23 protein-coding genes and 1 tRNA gene are annotated in these 24,982 nt (G+C 42.3%); 8 read left to right on the top strand and 16 right to left on the bottom strand.

The window, feature by feature from the left end; translation table 11 throughout:
• Positions 1-48: 48 nt before the first annotated feature.
• The 10 genes from NH153_RS18740 to NH153_RS18695 form a co-directional block, all read right to left on the bottom strand.
• Positions 49-1,251 (bottom strand): tetratricopeptide repeat protein, encoded by a 1,203-nt coding sequence (locus NH153_RS18740; protein WP_063706772.1) that lies wholly within the window; start codon positions 1,249-1,251, stop codon positions 49-51.
• Positions 1,235-2,113 carry a lipoprotein NlpI gene (gene nlpI / locus NH153_RS18735; RefSeq protein ID WP_063706770.1) on the bottom strand — a complete coding sequence of 293 codons (879 nt, stop codon included), beginning with the start codon at positions 2,111-2,113 and terminating at the stop codon, positions 1,235-1,237. The genes NH153_RS18740 and nlpI overlap by 17 nt, the downstream gene beginning before the upstream one ends.
• 128 nt (positions 2,114-2,241) lie before the next feature.
• On the bottom strand, positions 2,242-4,371 hold the full coding sequence (gene pnp, locus NH153_RS18730; RefSeq protein ID WP_063706764.1) for a polyribonucleotide nucleotidyltransferase: 2,130 nt from the start codon (positions 4,369-4,371) through the stop codon (positions 2,242-2,244).
• A gap of 242 nt (positions 4,372-4,613) precedes the next feature.
• Entirely contained in the window at positions 4,614-4,883 is a 270-nt protein-coding gene (rpsO, locus tag NH153_RS18725; protein WP_054553172.1) for a 30S ribosomal protein S15, read from the bottom strand.
• A 110-nt stretch (positions 4,884-4,993) separates the two neighbouring features.
• Positions 4,994-5,938: a tRNA pseudouridine(55) synthase TruB gene (gene truB / locus NH153_RS18720; protein WP_063706762.1), complete on the bottom strand. Its 945-nt coding sequence runs from the start codon at positions 5,936-5,938 to the stop codon at positions 4,994-4,996.
• A complete protein-coding gene (gene rbfA / locus NH153_RS18715; protein ID WP_063706760.1) occupies positions 5,938-6,342 on the bottom strand; it encodes a 30S ribosome-binding factor RbfA in 405 nt (134 codons plus the stop codon). Before rbfA ends, truB begins: the two co-directional genes overlap by 1 nt.
• 110 nt (positions 6,343-6,452) lie before the next feature.
• Positions 6,453-9,116 (bottom strand): translation initiation factor IF-2, encoded by a 2,664-nt coding sequence (infB, locus tag NH153_RS18710; RefSeq protein ID WP_063706758.1) that lies wholly within the window; start codon positions 9,114-9,116, stop codon positions 6,453-6,455.
• A 25-nt stretch (positions 9,117-9,141) separates the two neighbouring features.
• Positions 9,142-10,641: a transcription termination factor NusA gene (gene nusA / locus NH153_RS18705; RefSeq protein WP_063706756.1), complete on the bottom strand. Its 1,500-nt coding sequence runs from the start codon at positions 10,639-10,641 to the stop codon at positions 9,142-9,144.
• Between the two features lie 38 nt (positions 10,642-10,679).
• Positions 10,680-11,135 (bottom strand): ribosome maturation factor RimP, encoded by a 456-nt coding sequence (gene rimP, locus NH153_RS18700; protein ID WP_054553177.1) that lies wholly within the window; start codon positions 11,133-11,135, stop codon positions 10,680-10,682.
• 291 nt (positions 11,136-11,426) lie between these two features.
• A tRNA-Met gene (locus tag NH153_RS18695) sits at positions 11,427-11,503 on the bottom strand.
• A 243-nt stretch (positions 11,504-11,746) separates the two neighbouring features.
• On the opposite strand from NH153_RS18695, the gene NH153_RS18690 reads away from it, so the two are divergent.
• Positions 11,747-12,208 carry a globin gene (locus NH153_RS18690; RefSeq protein WP_063706754.1) on the top strand — a complete coding sequence of 154 codons (462 nt, stop codon included), beginning with the start codon at positions 11,747-11,749 and terminating at the stop codon, positions 12,206-12,208.
• Here the strand turns inward: NH153_RS18690 and NH153_RS18685 are convergent.
• Complete coding sequence (locus tag NH153_RS18685; RefSeq protein WP_063706752.1) at positions 12,203-12,985, bottom strand: hypothetical protein; 783 nt, start codon at positions 12,983-12,985, stop codon at positions 12,203-12,205. The two genes, NH153_RS18690 and NH153_RS18685, sit on opposite strands and share 6 nt — an antisense overlap.
• Before the next feature lie 131 nt (positions 12,986-13,116).
• Between NH153_RS18685 and NH153_RS18680 the strand changes: the two genes are divergently transcribed.
• From NH153_RS18680 to NH153_RS18665, 4 genes are all read left to right on the top strand, one after another.
• Positions 13,117-14,667, top strand: a complete 1,551-nt coding sequence (locus NH153_RS18680) for a cryptochrome/photolyase family protein (RefSeq protein WP_171038272.1) — start codon at positions 13,117-13,119, stop codon at positions 14,665-14,667.
• 117 nt (positions 14,668-14,784) lie between these two features.
• A complete protein-coding gene (locus NH153_RS18675; RefSeq protein ID WP_063706747.1) occupies positions 14,785-15,798 on the top strand; it encodes a phospholipase C/P1 nuclease family protein in 1,014 nt (337 codons plus the stop codon).
• Complete coding sequence (locus tag NH153_RS18670; protein ID WP_063706745.1) at positions 15,798-16,982, top strand: peptidylprolyl isomerase; 1,185 nt, start codon at positions 15,798-15,800, stop codon at positions 16,980-16,982. Before NH153_RS18675 ends, NH153_RS18670 begins: the two co-directional genes overlap by 1 nt.
• On the top strand, positions 16,979-17,503 hold the full coding sequence (locus NH153_RS18665) for a hypothetical protein (protein WP_063706743.1): 525 nt from the start codon (positions 16,979-16,981) through the stop codon (positions 17,501-17,503). Before NH153_RS18670 ends, NH153_RS18665 begins: the two co-directional genes overlap by 4 nt.
• 39 nt (positions 17,504-17,542) lie before the next feature.
• Here NH153_RS18665 and NH153_RS18660 read toward each other — a convergent pair whose 3' ends face one another.
• On the bottom strand, positions 17,543-17,989 hold the full coding sequence (locus NH153_RS18660; protein WP_063706740.1) for an Hsp20 family protein: 447 nt from the start codon (positions 17,987-17,989) through the stop codon (positions 17,543-17,545).
• Positions 17,990-18,318: 329 nt separating this feature from the next.
• Here NH153_RS18660 and NH153_RS18655 point away from each other — a divergent pair, with 329 nt between their 5' ends.
• From NH153_RS18655 to NH153_RS18645, 3 genes are all read left to right on the top strand, one after another.
• Positions 18,319-18,777, top strand: a complete 459-nt coding sequence (locus NH153_RS18655) for a TlpA family protein disulfide reductase (protein WP_240494389.1) — start codon at positions 18,319-18,321, stop codon at positions 18,775-18,777.
• Between the two features lie 118 nt (positions 18,778-18,895).
• Entirely contained in the window at positions 18,896-19,159 is a 264-nt protein-coding gene (locus NH153_RS18650; protein WP_054553185.1) for a GrxA family glutaredoxin, read from the top strand.
• 147 nt (positions 19,160-19,306) lie between these two features.
• Positions 19,307-21,130 (top strand): DEAD/DEAH box helicase, encoded by a 1,824-nt coding sequence (locus NH153_RS18645; protein WP_063706736.1) that lies wholly within the window; start codon positions 19,307-19,309, stop codon positions 21,128-21,130.
• A 145-nt stretch (positions 21,131-21,275) separates the two neighbouring features.
• Here the strand turns inward: NH153_RS18645 and NH153_RS18640 are convergent, their stop codons facing one another.
• The 4 genes from NH153_RS18640 to NH153_RS18625 form a co-directional block, all read right to left on the bottom strand.
• Positions 21,276-22,835 carry an AbgT family transporter gene (locus tag NH153_RS18640; protein WP_063706734.1) on the bottom strand — a complete coding sequence of 520 codons (1,560 nt, stop codon included), beginning with the start codon at positions 22,833-22,835 and terminating at the stop codon, positions 21,276-21,278.
• A gap of 149 nt (positions 22,836-22,984) precedes the next feature.
• Positions 22,985-23,263, bottom strand: coding sequence for a YfcL family protein (locus tag NH153_RS18635; RefSeq protein ID WP_054553188.1), 279 nt, complete (start codon positions 23,261-23,263; stop codon positions 22,985-22,987).
• Positions 23,264-23,265: 2 nt separating this feature from the next.
• Positions 23,266-24,408 carry an ATP-NAD kinase family protein gene (locus NH153_RS18630; RefSeq protein ID WP_063706732.1) on the bottom strand — a complete coding sequence of 381 codons (1,143 nt, stop codon included), beginning with the start codon at positions 24,406-24,408 and terminating at the stop codon, positions 23,266-23,268.
• Positions 24,398-24,967: an elongation factor P hydroxylase gene (locus tag NH153_RS18625; RefSeq protein WP_063707205.1), complete on the bottom strand. Its 570-nt coding sequence runs from the start codon at positions 24,965-24,967 to the stop codon at positions 24,398-24,400. The genes NH153_RS18630 and NH153_RS18625 overlap by 11 nt, the downstream gene beginning before the upstream one ends.
• Between the last annotated feature and the right edge of the window lie 15 nt (positions 24,968-24,982).

Raw genomic sequence — 24,982 nt, 5'->3', positions numbered from 1 at the left:
GCTCAAACTTTAACCGACTCGCATACTAAAATAGCAATAAATAGACGATTAGTCAGAAAATTTCTGTTCTCTTGAAGCCGTTGTAAATACAGGCTTTACTCCTAAAAATGCAAAATATTCAGAAAACCGAACAGGCTGTGTTAAGGGCTGGTTAATTTGTTTTTGCCAAAGTTGCCGATATTGCGCTGACAACCCCATCGTTTGGTATTGCATAATTGACCAGTTAGGGCTGGGCTTATACGCTTTTTTATTGCCACAGGCGAGACTCTTTTGCCACCCTTTAGGAGGAGAAGATTGGTTAGCAATAAACAAATTGGGCGCAACCTGCCCTTGCTGCTTACAAAGCCACTGCTGTTTTTGCTCTGGTAACGCATACTCATCTTCAAAACCATTAAAGTGCATCAACTCATGTAAAAACACCGCATAAGATTGCGATGAGTTGATATGCATGATCCCGCCAAGCACATTTGCAGCTCCTTGCTGCGACATCATGACAATAAAATCAAACCCCGCAGGCCATGAACGCGCTGCCGCATTTTGCCAGTTACAGCTCAGTGCCCCACTGCTGCCATCACAGTTAAACGTATCTGCCACATAGACAATGTCGGTGAAACAAAAGCTCCCCTTTGCTGGCTCAGGTTTATTAGTGTATTGCTGTTTAAAGTGCTTTAAGGTCGCGATGCCTTTGTAGTGATCTGTCATCATTAGAACATTAAACCGACATTGATCACTTGGCTGTAAATGCACAGCCGATAACACAAACTGTTGTTGCTGCGCATACGCAGAAGTTATTTGCTCAACCGGCATTTTTTGATGCAATAGAAAAGCCTGTTTTGCACTGCCCTGTGGTAATTGACCGGCCTGAAAAAGGCGAGCGAGTTCATGCCATTGCGTTGTTGCAACAAGCTTATCTGATAACGTGAGTTGCTGTGTGGTTGTGAAGTCAGAAAAGTAAGGCTGCCACCATAGTTTTGCCCCCTTGTAATCCCCGTGTTGTAAAAACCTGAGTGCAAGTTGATACGCTGCGCTACTGTCATTAAGCTGTGCAAGCTGTCGAAGTTGTGCGTTACTTAATTCTAATTGCTGGGCATTTATCGCACTTGGTGCAAGATAATAAATAGCCGTTGCTTGTGAAGGATTAACGTTCGCGTAGTAAAGATAGGCAGGAATAAAACGAGGCACTGAGCTTGAAATACACCCCAAGCTCAGTATCAGAATAACACTAAAAAAAAACTTAGCTTGCGTTTTCACCAGCCATTAACTCAAGCTCTAAACGGGCATATTTGTATTCAACAAATTCATGCACATTGGTGGCAAGGGCAAGTCTGAAGTAATCAGCTGCGAGGTAGTCGTTACCCGCCGCTTGATGTAACTTAGCTAGGTAGAAATAAGCTTCACACAGGCGATGCGCATACTCTTGCTCGGAAGTAACGCCTTCGATGATGCCAGATAAGAATTCAAATTCACTGATATCACCTAAATAAAGTGCCAGCAATTGATAGCCCCATTGCGACTCATCAACACCTTGTGCATTCGCTTTCAAATCAATCAAGGCTTGTGCTTTATCGGCCTCTGATTGAGCTAAATAAAGCCATAAAACACGATACGGATCACTCGGTGAACGGTTAAGGAACTGCTGAAGATCATCTTGTGCAAGTAATGGACGCTCACCGTAGTAAAGCGCAATACCACGATTTAGGTAGGCATATTCATGCTGCTCATTTAATTCAAGTGCTGAATCAAAAAACTCATACGCTTGCTCATACTGCTGCATTAATGTGTGGTGGATCCCTAAAAAGTTATACACCTCTGCTAAATCAGGTTTGAGCTTAATTGCACGATTAAAATCAATACGTGCCAATGTCGACATGCCTAAGCTGTCAAATAATACGCCACGGTCATAATAAAGTTTTGCTTGTTGTTCGCTACTTAAATCAGCACGATTTAATAATTCAGAATAACGAGCAATTGTAATTTCATTACGAAAATCAGGCGCTAAAGGTGCAGTGAAAGGCACATTAACAATAGGGACTGACTCAGGTTGTGAGGTTGTTTGACATGCACTTAAAGAAAAAATAGCCACAGCGGTCAATGCTAAGTGTTTAAAAATCATTAAATTCCTTAATACCTGAATTCTCTGTAGACAAAGGCGAAGCGGATAGGTTTCATTAAAGCATAAAAAAAGGGGCTAAACAGCCCCTTTTTCTTATATCCAGTAAATAACTGGTTATTCAATCATCATTAAGCGTCTTTTGGCTCTTCTGCTTTTTCTTCAGCAGCTGGTTCCATTGCTTCTTTAATGCTTAGACGTACACGACCTTGGCGATCTACTTCAAGAACTTTAACTTTAACTTCTTGGCCTTCGCTTAGGTGGTCAGTAACGTTGTTAACACGCTCTGTGCTGATTTGTGAAATGTGCACTAGACCGTCTTTACCCGGAAGGATGTTAACGAACGCACCGAAATCAACGATACGTACAACTTTACCAGTGTAGATAGCACCTACTTCTAGTTCAGCAGTTAATTGCTCGATACGCTTGATAGCTTCGTTTGCACTCATGCCGTCAGTTGCAGCGATCTTGATTGTACCGTCATCTTCGATTTCAATCGTTGTGCCCGTTTCTTCAGTAAGTTGACGGATAGTTGCGCCACCTTTACCGATAACTTCAGCAATTTTCTTCGCAGGGATTTGCATTGTGTAGATGCGTGGTGCGAATTGAGATAACTCTTCAGAAGGAGCAGAAATCGCTTCATCCATTACACCTAAGATGTGTAGACGTGCAGCTTTCGCTTGTTTAAGCGCGATTTGCATGATTTCTTTAGTGATACCTTCGATCTTGATATCCATTTGTAGTGCAGTGATACCGTTTGAAGTACCTGCTACTTTAAAGTCCATGTCACCTAAGTGATCTTCATCACCTAAGATGTCTGAAAGAACAACGAAATCTTCGCCTTCTTTTACTAGACCCATCGCGATACCAGCAACAGATGCTTTGATTGGTACACCCGCGTTCATAAGTGCTAGTGACGTACCACATACTGATGCCATAGACGATGAACCGTTTGATTCAGTGATTTCTGAAACAACACGGATTGAATATGGGAAGTCAGCTAATGTTGGTAATACTGCAGCAATACCACGCTTAGCTAAGTTACCGTGACCGATTTCACGACGCTTAGGAGAACCTACGAAACCTGTTTCACCTACGCAGAACGGAGGGAAGTTGTAGTGAAGCATGAAGTGATGCTTGTTAGTACCTGTTAAGTCGTCGATTAACTGTGAATCACGCTCAGTACCAAGTGTTGCAGTCACAAGTGCTTGCGTCTCACCACGCGTGAAGATTGCAGAACCGTGAGTACGTGGTAATACACCCGTCATTACGTCTAGTGCACGAACCATGTCTGGTTCACGACCATCGATACGTTTTTCACCAGCGATGATACGGCCACGAACGATTTCTTTTTCTAAAGAACCGAATAGTTTGCCAACTTCTTGCGTATCTAGCTCTTCGCCTTCAGCAAGTTCAGCTGTTAATGTAGCAACGACTTCTTCTTTCGCTACACCTAGCGCTTCTTTACGCGCTACTTTGTCAGTGATGCGGTATGCTTCACCTACTTTTTCAGCAGCGATTGCAGAGATTTTCTCAGCAAGTGTTACGTTTTTCTCTGGAGCAGTCCAATCCCAAGCTGGTTTACCTGCCTCAGCTTTAAACTCGTTGATTGCGTTGATGATAGCTTGAGATTGCTCATGACCATAAACAACCGCACCTAACATTACGTCTTCAGAAAGCGTTTCAGCTTCTGATTCAACCATAAGTACTGCGTTATCAGTACCAGCAACAACTAGGTCTAATTGGCTTTCTTCAAGCTCAGCGAGTGTTGGGTTAAGTACGTATTCACCGTTGATGAAACCAACACGTGATGCACCGATAGGACCATTGAATGGAATACCAGAGATAGCAAGTGCTGCTGAAGTACCAATCATAGCAACCATGTCAGGTTGGATTTCTGGGTTAACAGAAACAACTGTCGCGATTACTTGTACTTCGTTTACGAAACCGTCTGGGAAAAGTGGACGGATTGGACGGTCGATTAGACGAGCGATTAGCGTTTCGCCATCGTTTGGACGACCTTCACGCTTAAGGAAACCACCAGGGATACGACCCGCAGCGTACATACGCTCTTGGTAGTTAACTGTTAGTGGGAAGAAGTCTTGACCTGGTTGTGCATCACGCTTACCAACAACAGTAACTAATACTGAAGTGTCGCCAATGCTTGCTAGTACTGCGCCGTCAGCTTGACGAGCGATAGCACCCGTTTCTAGGGTCACAGTGTGTTGACCTAGTTGAAATTCTTTAATAATTGCTTGCACTTAAAAATGTCCTTTAAATGTAAAAGCAACTCAGAGCAGTGCTCCGAATTGGTAAAAAATAGTCCATCAAAGTACCAATTACAGTACTTAATTAAACTTAAGAAAAATCAATTAAGTACTACAATTGGCAATGATGTTTTTTGATATCTAGGAAGCATCCACTCCCTAGGTGTGCGCTAGTATACCTTTCATACGCGCACAAAAAAAGGGGCTAAATAGCCCCTTTTCTCGTAATCTAGTTCTTAGCGACGTAGGCCAAGCTCTTGGATTAACGCAGTGTAACGTGCAATGTCTTTACCTTTAAGGTAGTCAAGCAGTTTACGGCGTTGGCTTACTTTGCGAAGAAGACCACGACGTGAGTGGAAGTCGTGCTTGTGGCTAGCAAAGTGACCTTGAAGCTTGTTGATATCGAAAGTTAGAAGTGCAACTTGTACTTCAGGTGAACCAGTGTCGCCTTCAGCGCGTGCAAATTTAGCGATGATTTCAACTTTTTCTTGATTGCTTAGTGACATAGTAACTCCAAAAATTAATTTAAATTGTGTTTTAGCCGATCACTAATTCAGCCAAAACGATTGAGCGGGGCGTATTCTACCCAGCTTTGCTCATAACTACAAGGTAATCTTTACTCAGGTAGTTGATTTGATAAACCGCGTTTTGATTTTAAGTGGCCGTCTTTATGACGCTCACCAGTGCCAATGAACACGCCATCAGCCATGACTTTAACCACACCATCGGGGACAGGCTTACCAATAACCACGGTTTGACCATGGCTAAATGCCACGCCCTGCTCTTGGGTAATTTCAATCACAGGTAAATCAACCAAAGCAGTATCCATTGGCAGTAATAACTCATCGAGGTAGCTTGAAGGCGCAACATCATCAGCTTTCGCTTGTTGTAGCTTTTCTTCAAGTTGCTCAAGGGTAACCATTTTCTCACTTGGATAATGCCCTACCGCACTACGATGCAGCATAATAACATGCGCACCACAGCCGAGCTTTTCACCTAAATCATCAACAATAGTACGAATATAAGTACCTTTCGACACATGTGCCGTCATTTGTACTTCGTTGTTCGCTTCATCAAACTCATCAAGCGTTAAACTAAATACATTAATTTTTCGACACTTACGGGGTACTTCAATGCCTTCACGGGCATATTTATACAAAGGCTGACCTTGGTATTTAAGCGCTGAGTACATCGAAGGATATTGATCCGACTCACCTAAGAAGCTGGCAATTTGCTCAGCTAATTGTTCACGCGTGACCGATACTTCGCGCGTTTCAACCACTTCACCATCTGAATCAGAGGTAGTGGTTCGCTCACCAAGTTTGGCGCGCACAACATAGGTTTTATCAGTATCAAGCAAGAACTGGGTAAACTTAGTCGCTTCACCAAAACAAATAGGCAGCATACCCGTCGCGAGCGGATCAAGCGCACCGGTGTGGCCTGCTTTTTGAGCAAAGTAAATTCCCTTTGCTTGCTGCAATGCTTTGTTCGATGAAATACCTTGCGGCTTATTAAGTAATAAGATGCCGTCAATAGCACGACCTTTACTGCGTCTAGCCATTAGTCTTTAGTGCCTTCTTCGCTGCCGTCTTCGTCTACATGCTTAGCATTGTCTTCACGGATAACTGAGTCAACCAAGTTTGAAATACGCATACCTTCCATAAGCGAGTTATCAATAACAAAACGTAGCTCAGGCATGATGCGCGCACGAATGCGTTTACCTAATAAAGAACGAATATAACCCGTTGCTTCATTTAAGATTTTAGCGCTTTGCTTGGCTTTATCTTCATCGTCAGTGTTAAACACTGTGATAAATACTTTTGCGTAAGATAAGTCGCGAGATACCTCAACCGCAGACACTGTCACCATGCCTAAGCGTGGATCTTTGATTTCGCGTTGAAGAATAACAGCAATCTCTTTTTGAATTTGCTGTGCAACACGATCAGTGCGAGAAAATTCTCTCATTTCATTTCACTCTAAAATAATAACTTATTGATGTTAAAGAATAAGTTAATTTAATTACGAATACACAAATGGGGGCTAGGCCCCCATTTAAAATAGTGACTTAAACGAAATTAAAGTGAACGTTGTACTTCAACCGTCTCGAATACCTCGATTTGGTCGCCAACTTTAACATCGTTGTAGTTCTTAACGCCGATACCACATTCCATACCGTTACGAACTTCTTGTACGTCATCTTTAAAGCGACGTAGTGACTCAAGTTCACCTTCATAGATAACCACGTTATCACGAAGTACACGGATAGGCGCGCTACGCTTAACGATACCTTCAGTAACCATACAACCTGCGATTGCACCAATCTTAGGTGACTTGAACACGTCACGAACTTCAGCAAGACCAATGATCTCTTGCTTAAATTCTGGTGCAAGCATACCTGACATCGCTTGTTTAACTTCTTCAATCAGGCTGTAGATAACGCTGTAGTAACGTAAGTCTAGGTTTTCTGACTCAATAACTTTACGAGCTGATGCATCAGCACGAACGTTAAAGCCAACAACGATTGCGTTTGACGCCGCTGCAAGTGTTGCATCAGTTTCAGTGATACCACCTACACCTGAACCAACAATCTTCACTTTAACTTCATCAGTAGATAGTTTAGTTAATGAATCAGCAATTGCTTCAATTGAACCTTGAACGTCTGCTTTAAGTACTACGTTAACTTCAGATACATCGCCTTCAGTCATGTTAGAGAACATGTTTTCAAGCTTCGCTTTTTGCTGACGAGCAAGTTTAACTTCACGGAATTTACCTTGACGGTAAAGCGCTACTTCACGAGCTTTACGCTCATCTTTAACTACCGTTGCTTCGTCACCAGCCGCAGGGATACCAGATAGACCTAAAATCTCAACTGGGATAGATGGACCCGCAGACTTGATGTCTTTACCGTTTTCATCTTTCATCGCACGAACACGGCCATATTCAAGACCACACAGTACGATATCACCTTGGTTAAGCGTACCAGACTGAACAAGAATTGACGCAACTGGACCACGGCCTTTATCAAGACGCGATTCAATGACAACACCTGCCGCCATACCTTCAGTTGGTGCAGTTAATTCTAGGATCTCAGCTTGCATTAATACTGCTTCAAGTAGGTCATCAATACCTAAACCTGTTTTTGCAGAGATATGTACGAATTGCGTGTCACCACCCCACTCTTCTGGGATAACGTCTAGCTGTGCTAATTCGTTCTTAACGCGATCTGGGTCGATGCCTTCTTTATCCATCTTGTTAACTGCGATGATTAAAGGAACGCCAGCAGCACGGGCGTGCTGAACCGCTTCTTTAGTTTGTGGCATTACACCATCATCCGCAGCAACAACTAGGATTACGATATCCGTTGCTTTCGCACCACGAGCACGCATTGATGTAAACGCGGCGTGACCCGGAGTATCTAAGAACGTGATCATGTGACCATTTGTTTCAACGTGGTATGCACCGATGTGCTGTGTAATACCACCAGCCTCACCAGAGGCAACTTTTGCTGAACGAATGTAATCAAGTGTTGACGTTTTACCGTGGTCAACGTGACCCATTACTGTTACAACCGGTGCACGAGGAAGCGCTTTACCTTCTTCGCTACGGTCGTTTAGTACTTTCTCTTCTAATTCGTTTTCTTTAACGATGATAACCTTGTGGCCCATTTCTTCAGCAACAAGTTGTGCTGTTTCTTGGTCGATCACTTGGTTGATGGTAACCATGTCACCCATCTTCATCATTGTTTTAACAACTTCAGCACCTTTAACCGCCATACGTGATGCAAGCTCTGCAACAGTGATTGTTTCACTGATACGTACTTCGTTTTTCACGTCTGCTGTTGGTTTTTGGAAACCGTGTTGTAATGAGGTAGGTGCTTTTAACTTACCTTTTTTACCTTTAGGACCAGAAGTTAATGGCTTCTCTTTTTGAGGTCCTTTTTTCTTTTTCTTCGCACGACGAGCACTTTGCTCTTCGCGAGCATCAGACTCATCTTCTGCTGCACGTGCGTATGAAGAAGTCGTAAGGTGGTGATCAGCGTTCTTTTCACGCTCTATACGCTCTTCTTCTTCCTTCTTCCAGCGAGCTTCATTTTCTTCAGCTAGCTTTCTTGCCTCTTCTGCTTGACGTTTCGCTTCTTCTTCAGCTTTTCTCAATGCGGCCTCTTCTGCTTCTTTTTGCAGACGCTCAGCTTCGGCGCGATCTTTTTCAGACTTAGCACTTTGCTCTGGGGTCATCTGCTTCTGTTTCGCTTTACGCTCAGCCTCAGCTTTGCGTTTAGCCTCTTCTTTGGCTTGACGCTCAGCTTCTTCTTTCGCTTTGCGCTCTGCCTCTTGTTTCGCTTTAAGCTCTTCAGCTTCTTGCTGGGCTTTAAGCTCTGCTGCTTTACGTGCAGCTTCCTCAGCAGCTAAACGCTCTTCTTCTTGCTGTTGCTCAATGGCGCTTTTCTTAACGTAAGTACGTGTTTTACGTACTTCAACTTGTACAGACTTTGCTTTACCTGTTGAACCAGTCACGCTCAGCGTGCTTTTGCTCTTACGTTGCAAAGTCATGCGAGCTGGACCTTCAGAGCCCGTGCCGCCATGCTGCTTGCTCAAATGATCTAATAACGTCGACTTTTCAGACTCAGTTACCATATCACCTGCTTTTTTAGGAATACCGGCTTGCTCAAGCTGCTGTAGTAGCTTATCAACAGTTGTACCAATATCTCCGGCTAGTTTTTCAACATTTACTTCTGCCATAGTGTGTAATACCTCCGTTAATAAATTACTCGTCTGCGAACCAACAAATGTTACGCGCAGCCATAATTAGCTTGCCAGCTTCTTCTTCTGAAAGGTCAGTGATATCCACTAACTCATCAATGCCTTGCTCAGCTAAGTCTTCAAGTGTAACAACACCTTTGCTTGCCATTACGAAAGCAAGGTGACGCTCTAAACCTTCAAGTGCTAGTAGGTCTTCTGCAGGCTCTGCACCTTCTAGGCTTTCTTCTGTTTTAAGTGCTTTCGTGGTTAACGCGTCTTTTGCACGTGAACGTAAGATATCAACTGTTTCTTCGTCTAAACCGTCGATTTCTAAGAACTCAGAAGCTGGTACGTAAGCTACTTCTTCAAGCGTTGAGAAACCTTCGTTGATAAGTAATGTTGCAAACTCATCGTCGATGTCTAGGTATTCAGTGAATAAGTTGATTAGCTTGTCTGATTCAGCTTCGTTCTTCGCACGCATGTCATCTACTGTCATTACGTTTAATTCCCAGCCAGTTAACTGACTAGCAAGACGTACGTTTTGACCGTTACGACCGATTGCTTGTGCAAGGTTGTCTGCTTCAACAGCGATATCCATTGAATGCGTATCTTCGTCCATTACGATTGACGCAACTTCAGCTGGCGCCATTGCGTTGATAACGAATTGCGCTGGGTTGTCATCGTAAAGAACAATATCAACACGCTCACCACCAAGCTCACTTGATACAGCTTGTACACGTGCACCACGCATACCAACACACGCACCAACTGGGTCGATACGTTTGTCGTTAGATTTAACAGCGATTTTCGCACGAGAACCCGGATCACGTGCTGCGGCACGTAATTCAATCATCTCTTCGCCAATCTCTGGCACCTCAATGCGGAAAAGTTCCATTAGCATTTCAGGCTTAGAACGCGTTACAAATAACTGCGCGCCACGTGCTTCTGGCTTAACTTCGTATAGAAGACCACGGATACGGTCGCCTGGACGGAAGTTTTCACGCGGTAACATATCGTCACGGTAGATAACCGCTTCAGCATTGTTACCAAGGTCAAGTACGATAGCGTCACGGGTTGCTTTTTTAACAACACCTGTTACTAATTCGCCTTGTTGGTCTTTGTATTCTTCAACAACTAATGCACGCTCAGCTTCACGTACTTTTTGTACGATAACTTGCTTAGCCATTTGTGTTGTAATACGGTCAAATTTAATTGATTCGATTTGCTCTTCAACGTAATCACCAAGTTGTAAAGACGGGTCTTCAACTTGTGCTGCTTCTAGCGTGATTTCGCTGTAAGGATGTTCTAGTGAACCATCTTCAAGAACGTTAGCAATTTTCCAACGACGGAACGTGTCGTAATTACCTGTTTTACGATCGATTGATACGCGAACATCAATTTCGCCATCGTGTTTTTTCTTTGTAGCAGTCGCTAATGCGAACTCTAACGCTTCAAAAATCTTTTCTTTTGGAACCGCTTTCTCATTGGAGACGGCTTCAGCAACCAATAATATTTCTTTTGCCATGGGTTATGCCTCGCTTGCCCTATTCCTTCGCACTCGAATTAAAATTTTGCGATGATGTTCGCACGTTCAATGTTACTGATCATAATCATATGCTCAGTGCCATCTGCTGAAAGTGTGATCATATCACTGCTAACTGATACTAAATCGCCTTTAAAATTACGACGACCATCTTGTGGAAGCTTTGTACGCACGCGTACTTCTTCTCCTTGCGCCTTCTCGTAGTGATCTTGTTTGAATAATGGACGATCAACACCAGGAGACGAAACTTCCAAATCATATTCATTTGTAATTGGGTCTTCGACGTCTAAAATTGCGCTAACTTGACGACTAACGTCGGCACAATTGTCCACCGTAATCCCTGCATCGTGATCGATATAAACACGTAATGTAGAGTGGCGACCAGCTTGCACAAACTCAAGACCATGTAACTCAAAGCCTAACATTTCAACGGCCGGTGAGAGCATGGCTACTAAATCTTGCTCAAGTTTTGTCACGAAAATCCTCCATACAAACAAAAAAAGGGCATATAGCCCTGAAATACTGAGTTTAATAATGATTTAAAATCACCGCCAAGCAGATACAACAACGCCCCGAACCAAGCGGGGCGTCACACCTAAAGCATAAAACTGTGTGGCCTAGGGCCAAGCTTGGTTGCGAGTCAGTCACCTGACTAAATTAAACTAGATAGCCTAAACGCAAAACGCGCATTACCAGAATGCGCGACTTCATACAGTAAAAACTTACTGTGTATACTAAGTACACTCAACAATGCCTTAGCATGTATTTGGTTGCGGGAGCCGGATTTGAACCGACGACCTTCGGGTTATGAGCCCGACGAGCTACCAGGCTGCTCCATCCCGCGCCAATTGATATTAAAAGTATCTTAATATCGTCTGATTGAGCGATAAACACCTCAATTCAATGGCGGCTATTATAAGCATGTAACGCTCAATTAGCAACCTTCCGGCATGAATTAGTTAGACTATTTTTTACCTAAAAATTTTATGACAACCTTGTCATAAAATTTCCCATTACCGAAAAATCTCGTCTATATTTAGTCATATAATAAGAACAACCTATAGCCTTGGCTATTAAGCGATTTACTATGAGTCTCTCTTCGTTTCAAAAAAGACTGCTACAACAAGATATTGAATTGCTAAAACCCGATTTTCATCAGTTTACAAGCGCATATCATCGTAGTCTTTGTTCACGTAAATTAACCATGTCAGTGCCTGAACACGAAAGTATAACTAAACGCAGTTATATCTTGTACTGCGCGCTTAACAAAGTAGTGAGCCACCTTGATGATCTATTGCAAGTGACGCCATTTATTCATTATCTAGCAAATAATCTCAGCTTTTTAAATGTGTCGTTTGAGGACATCGATATCCTTTGCGACGCATTTATCGAAACCCGCAAATCGTATATGCATCACATCAACACGCAATTAAAACATGCTTGGCTGCAAGCTATGCGTATATTTGCCAATATTGTCAAAAGTTACTTGTTTGCTTACTCAAATGTGGTGTCGTTTAGCGCGTATTGTCCGGCACGTTTAAGCTCATAACCTAGTTAATTCGCTGTTGAGTCTGTCGATTTGTTTTTGCTCAATGGCGATAAGCGTATTAAAGCGGCTAGTTAGCGCAGTCATTTTGTCTGCTAAGGCACTATCGCTATTTGCATCAGCTAAATTTCGAGGGCGGCTATTTAATTGTTGCTCAAGCTCTGAGATTTGTACGTTTAACTCACTTTGATAAGTATCTATTTTATTTTCATGCTCTGAAATTTTACGCATAATTTGTTTTGAGCGAATAAAACTAGCAACCTCATTATTAGCAACCGTATTTGCAGATGAAGTTAACGTGTATTTTTCAGCCGTGAGTCTATCTATACTGCGCTGCTCACTGTCTATAAGCACGCCGTAACGCTCAGATACCGCGGTCATTTGCTTGGCAATAGCCGCTTGTTTTTTAGCCCCTACCAAGTTACGTAGCTGAGCATCTGATTGCTCAGATAAAGCCACTATTTCCCTGTCCATTTTGAGCTTGAATGTGTCAATTTTATTGTTATGTTCTGCTATTTGTGCATCAATTTGCTTTAAACGAATGTAACGATCAACCTCTGCAGTATCTTTATCTGCTGATGGTTGTGCAGTATTTTCTGACGAGCTCGAAAGGTGTGGGTTTTGCTCTTTTATAGTTATTAGCTTTGCATCTTTGCCGCATGGCTGTTGACTAAATTCAGCAATACCATTTTTCTCACAGTGATACACAGTGCTGTGCGCTGTTTGGCAAACTAAGAGACTTATAAATAATAAGTTTAGCTTTAATGGAATAAGTGTCATGTCATGCCTTCCCTAGTAAATGACTCATTATGAACTTCATAATAGTACCTTATATATAGACTAAAATTATCGATCTATCTTGGTGTTTATTTCGTAACTACCTAGATTACTTGCTGCAAAGGTTTTTAGAAGTGCAATACTCTACCCTGCGATTTATTTTTGGCGATCAACTTAATGCAAGCCACAGCTGGTTTAAAGAAAAATCACAACCAGATACGCTGTATGTCATTGCTGAGTTAAAACAAGAAACAGACTACGTAAAGCATCATATGCAAAAAGTGGTCGCCTTCTTCGCAGCAATGGAAAACTTTGCCAAAGCACTTACAAAAGCAAACTTAAACTGTCTGCACCTTACACTTGATGACACACAAAACGATGCTTCATTACCTGAACTACTCACCCGGTTAGCTAAGCATTATCAGTGCCACAATATAGAGTACCAATACCCTGACGAATACCGCCTGAAACAACAACTCGCTGATTTTGCAAAGCAGAGCGAATTTAATGTCAATGCGGTTGATTCGGAACACTTTCTACTACCTTTTAATGACATTGACCAGCACTTTAAGCCAAATAAGCCGGTAAAAATGGAGTTTTTTTATCGTGCTATGCGCAAACGTTTTACTATTTTAATGGACGATGATAACCAACCTCGTGGTGGCAAGTGGAATTTTGATCAGCAAAATAGAAACAAGTTAAAACCAAGCGATCTTAAAGAAATTCCCGCCCCCTTATGCTTCGCCCATAATGTAAGCCACATTCTAAAACGGATTGAAAAGCACCAAGTAAACACCTTTGGTGAGTGTAGTGAAACACTTATCTGGCCAACAACCCGCGCTGAAGCAAAACAATTGCTCGATTTCTTCTGCGACCATTTACTGGTGCATTTTGGTCAATTTCAGGATGCTATGACGTGCCAATCAGCGCATCAATGGTCTTTGTATCACAGCCGATTATCGTTTGCTTTAAACACCAAAATGCTGCACCCGATGCAAGTCATCAAGCGGGTATTAACCAGCTTTGAAAAACAGCAGATTGATATTGCACAAGTAGAAGGCTTTATCCGTCAGATCCTTGGTTGGCGTGAATATGTACGCGGTATTTATTGGCAAAATATGCCTGATTACGCCAGCAAAAATGCCTTAAATGCCAAGCGCGCCCTACCTGACTATTTTTGGCATGGCAAAACAAACATGAATTGTATGCACCATGCCATTACACAAAGCTTGCAAACGGCTTATGCGCATCACATTCAACGTTTGATGATCACGGGTAACTTTTGCTTGTTAACCGCTATAGAACCGAGTGAAGTGGATGCTTGGTATCTGGGTATTTATATCGATGCAATAGAATGGGTAGAAATGCCCAACACACGAGGAATGAGTCAATTTGCTGACGGTGGATTAATTGCAACTAAACCCTATGCGGCCAGTGGTAATTACATCAACAAAATGAGTGATTATTGCAAACACTGTAGCTACAACATCAAAGAAAAAGCCACTGATGATGCATGCCCATTCAACAGTTTATATTGGCATTTTATGTTAGAGCACGAACAGCAACTATCACAAAACCCACGCATCGGTATGATCTATAACAATTGGTATAAACAAGATGAATCTGTTCAGCAAGCAACACTCAAGCGCGCTAGCTGGTGCTTAGATAATCTAGAAAAGCTGTAATGACAAAGAACCAAAATAGGTAAAGTTGTTAATTAAATGTTTAATTTTTCTGTCACTCTAGTGTAATCACGCTCTTTTTTAATAGCGCTGCATATTAAATAACACTATGAGGACACAATGAAAAAAACACTTATTAGCGCAGCGTTTTTAGTTGCATGCAGCAGTAACGTACATGCGTTTAGTCAAGAAACCCACAAACGTATAGTGATTGATGCTGTTAATTACATGCAACAACACCCAAGCACAACACAATACGCTGCGTTAGCCAGCTATGCACAGCAAAATAATATGACTATCACTCAACTTGGCGAGCTACTTGGTCAAGCAGCCTATGACGTCGATGATTTTGAGGACACGTTTTTTTGTGGTGCTATTACAGGTTCTTGTGTACAAGCACCAGTTTGGGGTGCTGCAGAAAGTATCGTGAAATACACCAGTTATTGGCACTTTCAAAATCACACGCAAGGTGCTGATCAACACGGCAACGACTTTGGTGGCTACAACTATCAAAAGCTGACGGTGTGGGGGACGGTTGATAATCTTGCAGCGACATGGCTCAAAGGCGATTACCTAGATGATGGTAAAGGTGGCGAAACAGGCTGGTTCAATGCTGACTCTTCAAAATATAATAGCTATGGCGTTACTGAAGCCCATTACCGTATAGATAGCCAATCAAGTTACAGCATGTATGATGATTTTGAGGAAATGCCATTCCAACCTATCGATAACTTAGGGCAATACTGGTATCAAAGTTACTTACAAAGCGGAAATCCACAGATTTTAGGTTTTGTATTTCACACCACCGATTTACTCCAGCCTCATCATACTTGGACAACCTCTGATTTAAATCACTCAAGCTGGGAAAGTTGGGTGAATGATTATTACGACCAAGAAAACCTCAATGATCCAGCACTTGTTACACAAGCAATGGCGACCTTTGCAGCATTAGATACACAATCAACTGATGTACGTCCCTTATTAACCCAAGGTGGGGCATTTTCGTATGCACAAGGTGGGATCGTGTTAAATTCAGAAGATCATTACGACCGACTCGATACTGCAAAACAAGTGGTTCCTCATGCGATTGCAATGGTGGTTCACCTACTTAATCATGCCATGGTTGCTCGATAATGCGTGGGCTTTACATTTTGACAGCACTGCTAGGTTTGCTTTTTAGCAACCTAGCAGTTGCTGCGTTTAATCAATACACGGAATCTGAAATTGATCTCATGTGGCAGGTCTACAAAGAACAACGCCCTGAGATTAGCAAACAGCAAACACGTGAACGCCTTTACGAAAATCAATTTTTACTTGAGTACGCACAGAAAAACATGCCAGAGCTTGTAGAGCGCCAAGCAAGCGTTGGCTTTTCGACTCATTACCATGTTATGCGCTACTTAGATAATCTGTTTATTCATCAGCTAAATCTCACCGATAAACCAGCTACAACAGGGCTTGAACCATTTGATAAACACTGGCTGAAAACCAACTTAGGGCAATACCCGCTAAATGGTCAGTACAGTGATAACCAAATCAAACAGTTCAATGCTATTAAACTCAATTTGTTTGAAAACTCAATGACGCTGTACGAATTTATTGCGCCTCTTTCTATGCAGACTCGCTTTCGTTTGCATCAAGGGGATAGCGACTTGTTCAAAACCGAAATTTTAAAACATCGACAATTTATTTTGCATTTAAAGCAAGCTGACGTAGTCTTACAAACACGGCAACTTTCGCTACCCCATCTTTATTCTATCGCCATGGGCGATATTTTAAGACCTTCAATTCAAAGCTGGCTAGGCATAAAAGGTATTATGCATGTTGATAGCCCAGTACTAACTCGCTTAGAAAGCACCGTAACTGGCACTGAAATCCAGCAATATTACCAACAACACAAAGAAAAATTTCATTATCTAAAATCGGTTAAGGCCCATGGCGGCGAATTTACCGAAAGAGAAGCAGCGTTAGCATTTAGAAAGCAAGCAGAAACAAGTTCAATACAACACGCACTAAAGCAATTAAATCAGCCCGATATTTACACTCAATATAAAAACCTCTTAACCCGAGAGCATAAACGAAATTGGGCAGTACAATTAGCTTTCACACAAAAACCTCAACAGTTGAGTGAGGTAATACGCTCACCGAATGGTTTATGGGTGGTAGTAATGAGCTATGATCATACTTTTGGCTACTTTAACGCAAATGACGAAACCGTGCGCTATCAAGCTAAAAAAGCCATCGCAATTGAAAAAGCCAAAAGCAGCTATCAACAACAATGGTTGGCGTGGCAAACACACCATGGCGTTAAGCTATGAAATGGTTAGCTTTAGCACTCATGGTACTGTTCAGCGCTGCCGTTGTTATTCATCTGCAAACTCACCCTATTAGTTTAGCGCCAGCTAAAAAAGCACCGATGTCCGTTGAGGTTGAAAAGAAAGATGTTCATGATCAGCAAGCACTGACCAGCACGCTCGAAAAGCAAGCCCACCCAGCCATTGAGCAAATCGACAATGCCAGCATCAAAGCGATAATCACCACACCTGATTATATAGCCCCTATTGCAAAGCAGCCCCAGCAAGCAAAGCGGTTTACAGGTGATCTTAATGATCACAAAGCATATCAGAAATATCATCAAGCGCAGCAAACTGAACTAGAGCTTCGCTTTATTGATGCCGCAGAAAGTAAAATTGCTACTCTCGAATCCCTTTTAGAACGTGGTAAGCAAGCGGGATTGTCAGAAGATAAGCTTAATGAAGCCGTCGATAAAATTTCGGCTTTAAAGACGATGCAAGCAGAATTAATTGCAAAGCATAACGAAAAAAGCCGCCTCAGATGAGGCGGCAAAACTAACTAGGGGAAACAATGCTGTTGGAAATTACTTATTTTCGAGTAATTTACCGTTACCGATTTCGATTTTACGTGGTTTTAGTGCTTCTGGAATTTCACGTTGTAAATCGATACTTAGTAAGCCATTTTCAAGGTCAGCGCCAAGTACTTTAACGTGGTCGCCCAACTGGAACTTACGTTCAAAGTTACGCTCTGCAATGCCTTGATGAATAAACTTACGTTCCGCATTATCTTGTTTATCAGCTTTAGTACCGCTAACTTTTAAGGTGTTGTTTTCTGACTCAATGGTCAACTCACTGTCACTAAAACCTGCTACGGCCATAGTGATACGATATTTGTCTTTATCGAGTGCTTCGATGTTATACGGAGGAAAACTTGGCTGCTTGTCTGTGCGTGCTGCCGCATCCATTAATGATGCTAAATGATCGAAACCGATGAATGAACGATAAAGTGGTGATAAGTCTACTGTACGCATAATTATATCCTCATATTTAAGCGATATTTTGTTAGTACTCTTCTTTTGAACCAGCGCTAACAAAGTTAAATTAATACTATATATTTCAATTACTTTAGTTTGATTGGGACCCATCAGGCGTCCTCACTAAACTATTTATGGGCGGGCAAAATCTTTTCAAGATTTTTAGCAAAAAAAATTGCAATTTTTTTAAATTAAATGAAATTTAAACACCCTCAAACGGGTCTGAATAAGTTGATTTTAAAGGGCTAAACACGTACAAAATAACAATGAAAAAAAATCCAACTTTTTTAAAAAAATTTATCAGTGTGCTAAAAAATGTCGTCTTAATGGCGGTCATTGTGTATGCCGTAACCTTATTTCAACAACGAAATTTACTCTCAACTGATAAAACCCCTGCCCCTTATTTTAATTTAGCCACGTTAAAAGATCAGACAGAGCGGATGACCATTGCACAATTACAAGGCAAGCAAACAGTGGTGTATTTCTTTGCGCCATGGTGCTCAATTTGTCGTTACAGTATGCCGAATTTAGAGACCGCCTATCAGCAAGGTAAGCTTAATGCGATAGCGATTGCTCTCGATTACCAAAGCATTGCCGAAGTTAAACAGTTTACGGATTCGCTCGATTTGACTATGCCTGTATTGCTTGGCAGTAAAAGTACAGGTCAAGATTACAAAATCAGTGCTTACCCAACTTATTATGTTATTGATGAGCAATTGGCCATTACTGCACATTCTATGGGTTACTCAACAGAACTGGGTCTTAGAATGCGAACGCTTGATTAGCTCAATCGCTAATAATGAGAAAAAACAGAACAGAGCAATCGATTTTATGCACTGTTTTTATTCATTTAATTCGTTAAGATGATAACCAGATAAACACATTCACATCGAGGAGAGCGATATGTTAACTGTAATTTTTGGCCGTGAAGGCTGCCCATACTGTGTTCGTGCAAAAGACGTTGCTGAAAAACTAGCTAACGAGCGTGACGATTTTAAATACCGTTACATCGATATCATTAAAGAAGGTATCAGCAAAGCAGATTTAGAACAGTCTGCTGGCAAACCTTGCCCAACTGTACCACAGATTTTTATTGACCAAGCCCACATTGGTGGCTTCACTGAATTCGAAGCGTACGCTAAAGAAAATTTAGGGTTATATCAATAAATTGTAAACGTGGTTGATTTTGGCAAATTTAAACTGATTAAATTATGACCAACATCAACCACATACAAATTAGTTGTAATTTATACAAGCAATTGCCTTGTATTTCCTATACAATGCGCGCCTCTTTAAATTCGTTGAGGCGTATTAATGTCAGAACCAGTCACGTTTGAATCTCTAAATCTTTCTCCTGCAATCCTTAAAGCAGTTGAAGAGTTGGGTTACAAGACTCCATCTGAAATCCAAGCTCAATGTATACCGTTATTGCTAGAAAGAAAGGACGTACTGGGACTAGCGCAAACGGGTACAGGTAAAACAGCAGCATTTGCTCTGCCGTTACTAAATAATATTGACCCGTCTGTGAAACAGCCACAGATCCTTGTTTTAACGCCTACGCGTGAACTTGCGATCCAAGTAGCTGAGGCATTCGAACAATATGCTAAGCATACTCGTGGTGTTGAAGTTTTAGCCCTTTATGGTGGCCAAAGCTATAGCATCCAATTAAGTGCACTTCGTCGTGGCGCGCAAATCATTGTTGCAACGCCAGGCCGCTTAATCGACCACATTAACCGTGGCACAATCAAGTTTGAGAGCTTACAAGCCCTTGTTCTTGATGAAGCAGACGAAATGTTACGCATGGGCTTCATTGATGATGTTGAAAGTATCATGGAGCAAACGCCGCGTGAAAAGCAAACATGTCTTTTCTCTGCGACTATGCCAAAGCAAATTCAAAATATCAGCAGCAAGTACATGAATGAGCCTGAGCAAGTTCATATTTCTGCTCGTAACTCAACTGTATCAACTGTTGAACAAGTATTTTGGAATGCACACGTACACAAAAACAAAGCTATCGTTCGCTTCTTAGAAGCTGAACAATACGATGGCGCGATTGTTTTCGTACGTACACGTAACGACACTGTACAATTAGCTGAATTACTTGAGCATGAAGGTTTCTCTGCTGCACCACTTAATGGTGACATGAACCAACAAGCACGTGAACGCACAGTAGACCGTTTGAAAAACGGCCTAGTTGATATCGTTATTGCAACAGACGTTGCTGCACGTGGTCTTGATGTTGACCGTTTAAGCCTAGTAATCAACTACGATATTCCACAAGACTCAGAAGCCTACGTTCACCGTATTGGTCGTACTGGTCGTGCGGGTCGTACAGGTAAAGCGATTCTTTTCGTAAAACATAACGAACGTTATTTACTTAAAAATATCATTCGTCATACGAAATCAGATATCGCACAAGTTGAATTACCGACTGCTAAAGTAGTTGAAGAAAAGCGTATCAAAGCACTTCAAGACAAATTAACAATTGCTCTTGAAAACAAAGACATCACTTTCTTCAATCAAGTTGCTGCTGATATGGCAGAAAAACTTGAGTTAAGTGCTGAAGACTTAGCAGGTGCATTACTTTGTTTAGCGCAGCAACAATCACCAATCAAGGTTGAAGAAGTTAAAGCTCAACCGCGTGGCGAGCGTAACGACCGTCGTCGTAACGAACGTGGTGATCGTGCTGAGCGTGGCGACCGTCAAGGACGCGAGCGTAAACCTCGTGAGCCACGTGAGCGCAACAGCCGTAACATGGGTCCTATGGATACTTACCGTATCGAAGTAGGTCGTGAGCACGGTGTACAAGTTAAAAATATCGTTGGTGCGATTGCTAACGAAGCTGATATCTCGAGCAAGTTCATCGGTGATATCCGTCTTCATGACACGCACAGTACGGTTCAGTTACCGCAAAACATGCCAAAAGACGTGTTAGACCATTTCCAAAAGGTGTTTATCTGTAAGCGCCCAATGAATATGTCTTTAACACAAGATCAAGGTCCAGCGCCAACTGCTGCACCTCGCTCTGAGCGCCCAAGCGGTGATCGTGGTGATAAAAAGCGTAACTTCAAAGATCGTGGTGAAAAACGTGGTGGCCCTCGTAAAGAGCGTCGTCCAGTGAGCTTCACTGCGAACTAATTGAAGCTTTAAGCAATAAAAAAACCTTGTCATGAGAGTGACAAGGTTTTTTTGTGTCTAAAGTAAAGCTGTCAGCCGTCAGCTATCAGCCTTCAGTATTTTTAAAGCCTCACGCTGGATGACTGAGGCTTTGTTACTTTAATCCTTATGAGCCGATGGCTGGGTATGCGTAGCTTGATTGTAAGCCAAGTGGGATGCCTAAGCCCCAATACGCGAGTAAGAAGATACTCCAACCGATTAAGAAGGCGATTGAGTACGGTAACATCATCGCGATTAAGGTGCCGATACCGGTGCCTTTTACATACTTTTGACAGTACACAACAACCAATGGGAAGTATGGCATTAGTGGCGTGATGATATTCGAGCTTGAGTCACCTACACGGTAGGCAGCTTGCGTTAAATCAGGTGAAATACCCAGTTGCATCAGCATGGGTACAAATATTGGTCCTAGTAACGCCCATTTTGCGGAGCTTGAGCCAACAAACAGGTTCACAAACGCCGTTAAAAAGATAATACCGATCACCGTTACTGAGCTTGGTAGTGCCATTGCTTTTAACAGCTCTGCTCCTTCAATTGCAAGTAATGCACCTAGGTTTGATTTACTAAATGCAGCAATAAATAACGCACAGAAGAACGCCATAACAATATAATAAGCCATACCGCTCATCGCTTTGCTCATTGCATCTATCATATCTTTAGAGCTTTTGAAGGTACCCACGGCAAAACCGTAAACGGCACCTGGGATCCAAAACAGTAAGAAGATAAGCGGTACAATTGATTGCATTAACGGTGAACGGAAATTAGTTAATGAGCCATCGCTGCTTCGCATCGCAGAGTCTGCTGGGGCCGAAACAAACCAAAGTAAAGCAAGGCCAGCAATCATCACTGTACTTGCAATATAAAACGCACGTTTTTCATCACTGCGCGCTTCATCAAATGCAGGTAAGTCTTCAGTATCTCCATCAAGTGGCGTGTTTTGTAAACGCGGCTCGATGATTTTATCTGTGATATACCAGCCTAATAAGATAATAAATAAGCTCGAAGCTGAGGTGAAAAACCAGTTATTGAGCGGGTTAATCGCCATATCTGGGTTAATAATTTGTGCGGCACTTTGGGTAAAGCTTTGCAGTAACGGGTCAATCCCAGACGGAATAAAGTTTGCGCTAAAGCCACCACTTACCCCCGCAAATGCTGCAGCAATACCAGCAAGCGGATGACGCCCCATCGCATAGAAGATTACCCCAGCAAGTGGGATCACTAATACATAACCCGCATCCGTAGCGGTATGGCTGACAATCGCCACTAAAATAATAGACGGTGTTAAAAGCTGCTTAGGCGTAACCTTTAACATTAATTTAAGGCCAGTATTGATAAAGCCAGAATGCTCAGCAACACCAACACCTAACATAGCAACCAGCACCACACCAAGCGGCGCAAAGCCAGTAAAGGTCTTCACCATTGAAGACAAAAAGGTGGCAAGGGAATCCCCTGCTAATAAGTTATGCACTACAATCGCTTCACCGGTGCGCGGGTCGATTGCATCAAATGTGGTGCCCGAAAAGAGCCAAGATAAAAACCAAATAAGCAGCATTGCGACTAAAAATATAATCGCCGGATCAGGTAGTTTGTTACCCACCCTTTCAATCGTATTTAGAAAACGTGCGATTGCACCACTTGGTGCCTGCACATCATTATTGTTATTCATTTTCAAATTCCCTGGAAAAATATCTTTTTTACCTTAACGCATCTGTGCAATGAGGTAAATTTTAAGTTAATGGAATTACCCAATAAAGGTAATGTGAATATGTAAAAAAAGCGACAAAAGGCCGCTTCTTTAGATTCTATTTAAGTCAATTAAGCTGCAAGTGCTTTTACTTCATCCCACAGACGCACAACAAGCTCTTTATCTTCTTCGTTAAGCTCGCCGTTGCGATAAGCTTTAACGAGGCTAGATTCAACTTGATTGTTTAGCTCATCAATCGATAAGTTTAATTCTTCTACTTGTGCATAGCCTACAGCTAAGTCAAAGTGACCACGCAAATAGCCACCAGCAAATAACTCGTCGTCTGTTGCTTTATCGACTAAATCATCAAAATATTGCTGCGCTGCATCAATATAACTTACTAAACTCATTGTTACTTCTCCTCTGGGTGCAGCCCATCTTGATGACCCACTGCATACATAATATGGTCATTAAAACCTGTGGTTACTCGAATATAACCACTTAATTCATCGTCTAGTTCACTATCACCCGTATCGGCAATCAGTGGTCGGCCATTCAAGGCCTGTAATTTAGTTTTCGTCGCTACCACAATAATATTGTCGCGACCAATGGCACGAATAAGTGCCGGGCTTAATTGCTGATTACCTCGACCGAAAATATGGCCTTGGCCACCAATTAAAGTGATCACCAACTTGGTTTCTTTACCTTCTGTGAGCTCAAGTAATTGCTGGGCAGTTAAGTCCTGCGCAACAAGCTCTTGGTCTGCCACTAAGTCTACGCCTAGCAAGGTATTTTCAAGACCCATTTCTTCCATAATTGCCGCGACTGTAGACCCACTGCCCATCACATACAAGCAGTCTTCATCCATTTCACTAACAACATAGGCAGCTATATCGGCAAGCACTAATTCATCGGTTTCTTTACCGCCATTTTTAACCGCTTGTACGTAGCGCACTTCACTTGGCACTTGCATTTCGCCGTAGCGCTTAGCCTTTACTGTACCTTCGCGAAATGCCTCTTCGTCGATATCCATCACATCGGCATCACCAAGGCTTACAAGTTCACCTTTAACTAGCATCTCAACAACACGTCCAGCTGCTTTGGGGGTTATTGCATAAACACCAGAATGGATTTTACAACCAGCAGGAATACCCAGCACAGGGGTACTATCACCAACCGCGTGGCAAATATTGCGAGCAGTGCCATCACCACCCGCAAATAAAATAAGGTCGACACCTTGCTCAACTAATAACTTAGCAGCCTGCTCTGTGTCTTCAGGTGTAGTGATATCATTTGTTTGGTAAATAACATGAGTATTAAAACCAAGTTGGCTTGCAGTTTGCTCACCCATTTCACCGTTTACAGTGTAAATAGTTAAGTCATCTTGATGGGCAAGCAGTACTTCAAGCGCTGCTCTGGTGCGTAAGTTTGCTTTTGGCTCAGCGCCAAGTTGCATTGCTTTTGCAGCTGTCTCTGCGCCATCACTGCCCTTTAATGCGACACTGCCACCTAAGCCGGCAACCGGGTTTACAATTAAACCTAATTTAAACTGCATTAGATAAAGCTCCTGGGTTGTCCTGATAATCACGCTGCCATGTAAACTGTGCAGCCGTTAATGGCCATGGGGTATTATAAAAATCGCTCAATGCGTTAAGCAGTGCTGTTGTGCGCTGATTAAAGCCAGATGCTAAAAAGCTCAACACCTGCTGGTGAACCCGCGCTTGAAAATCAAATCGGCAGGTTTGCTCGCCATTAAGATTATCTACCGATACATTAAAATCGAAACCCGCTGCGGTACTGAGCGCCCATTCGATAGCTTGGGGCTTTACTTCAACCGCTTCAAATTCAGCTTGCTGGTGCTTATCACGGCCATCAGGGCAATACCAATAGCCATAATCTTCTTTTAACCGACGCGCCTCTCCAGCCACTAGCCAATGGGCAATTTCGTGTAAGGCGCTGGCATAAAAACCATGGGCAAACACAATTTGGTGATAAGGCGTTTGCTCATCAGCAGGTAGGTAAATAGGTTCATCATCACCCTTTATCAAACGCGTGTTATGGCTTTGATAAAAAGTGTTTTCAAAAATAGCGATTAAGTCAGCAATCTGATGCATACGGCTTGAATTCAT

Origin of the sequence: Pseudoalteromonas gelatinilytica (genome assembly GCF_001641615.1) — a bacterium.
Taxonomy (GTDB): domain Bacteria; phylum Pseudomonadota; class Gammaproteobacteria; order Enterobacterales; family Alteromonadaceae; genus Pseudoalteromonas; species Pseudoalteromonas gelatinilytica.
This window is presented reverse-complemented; position numbering and strand designations above follow the sequence as displayed.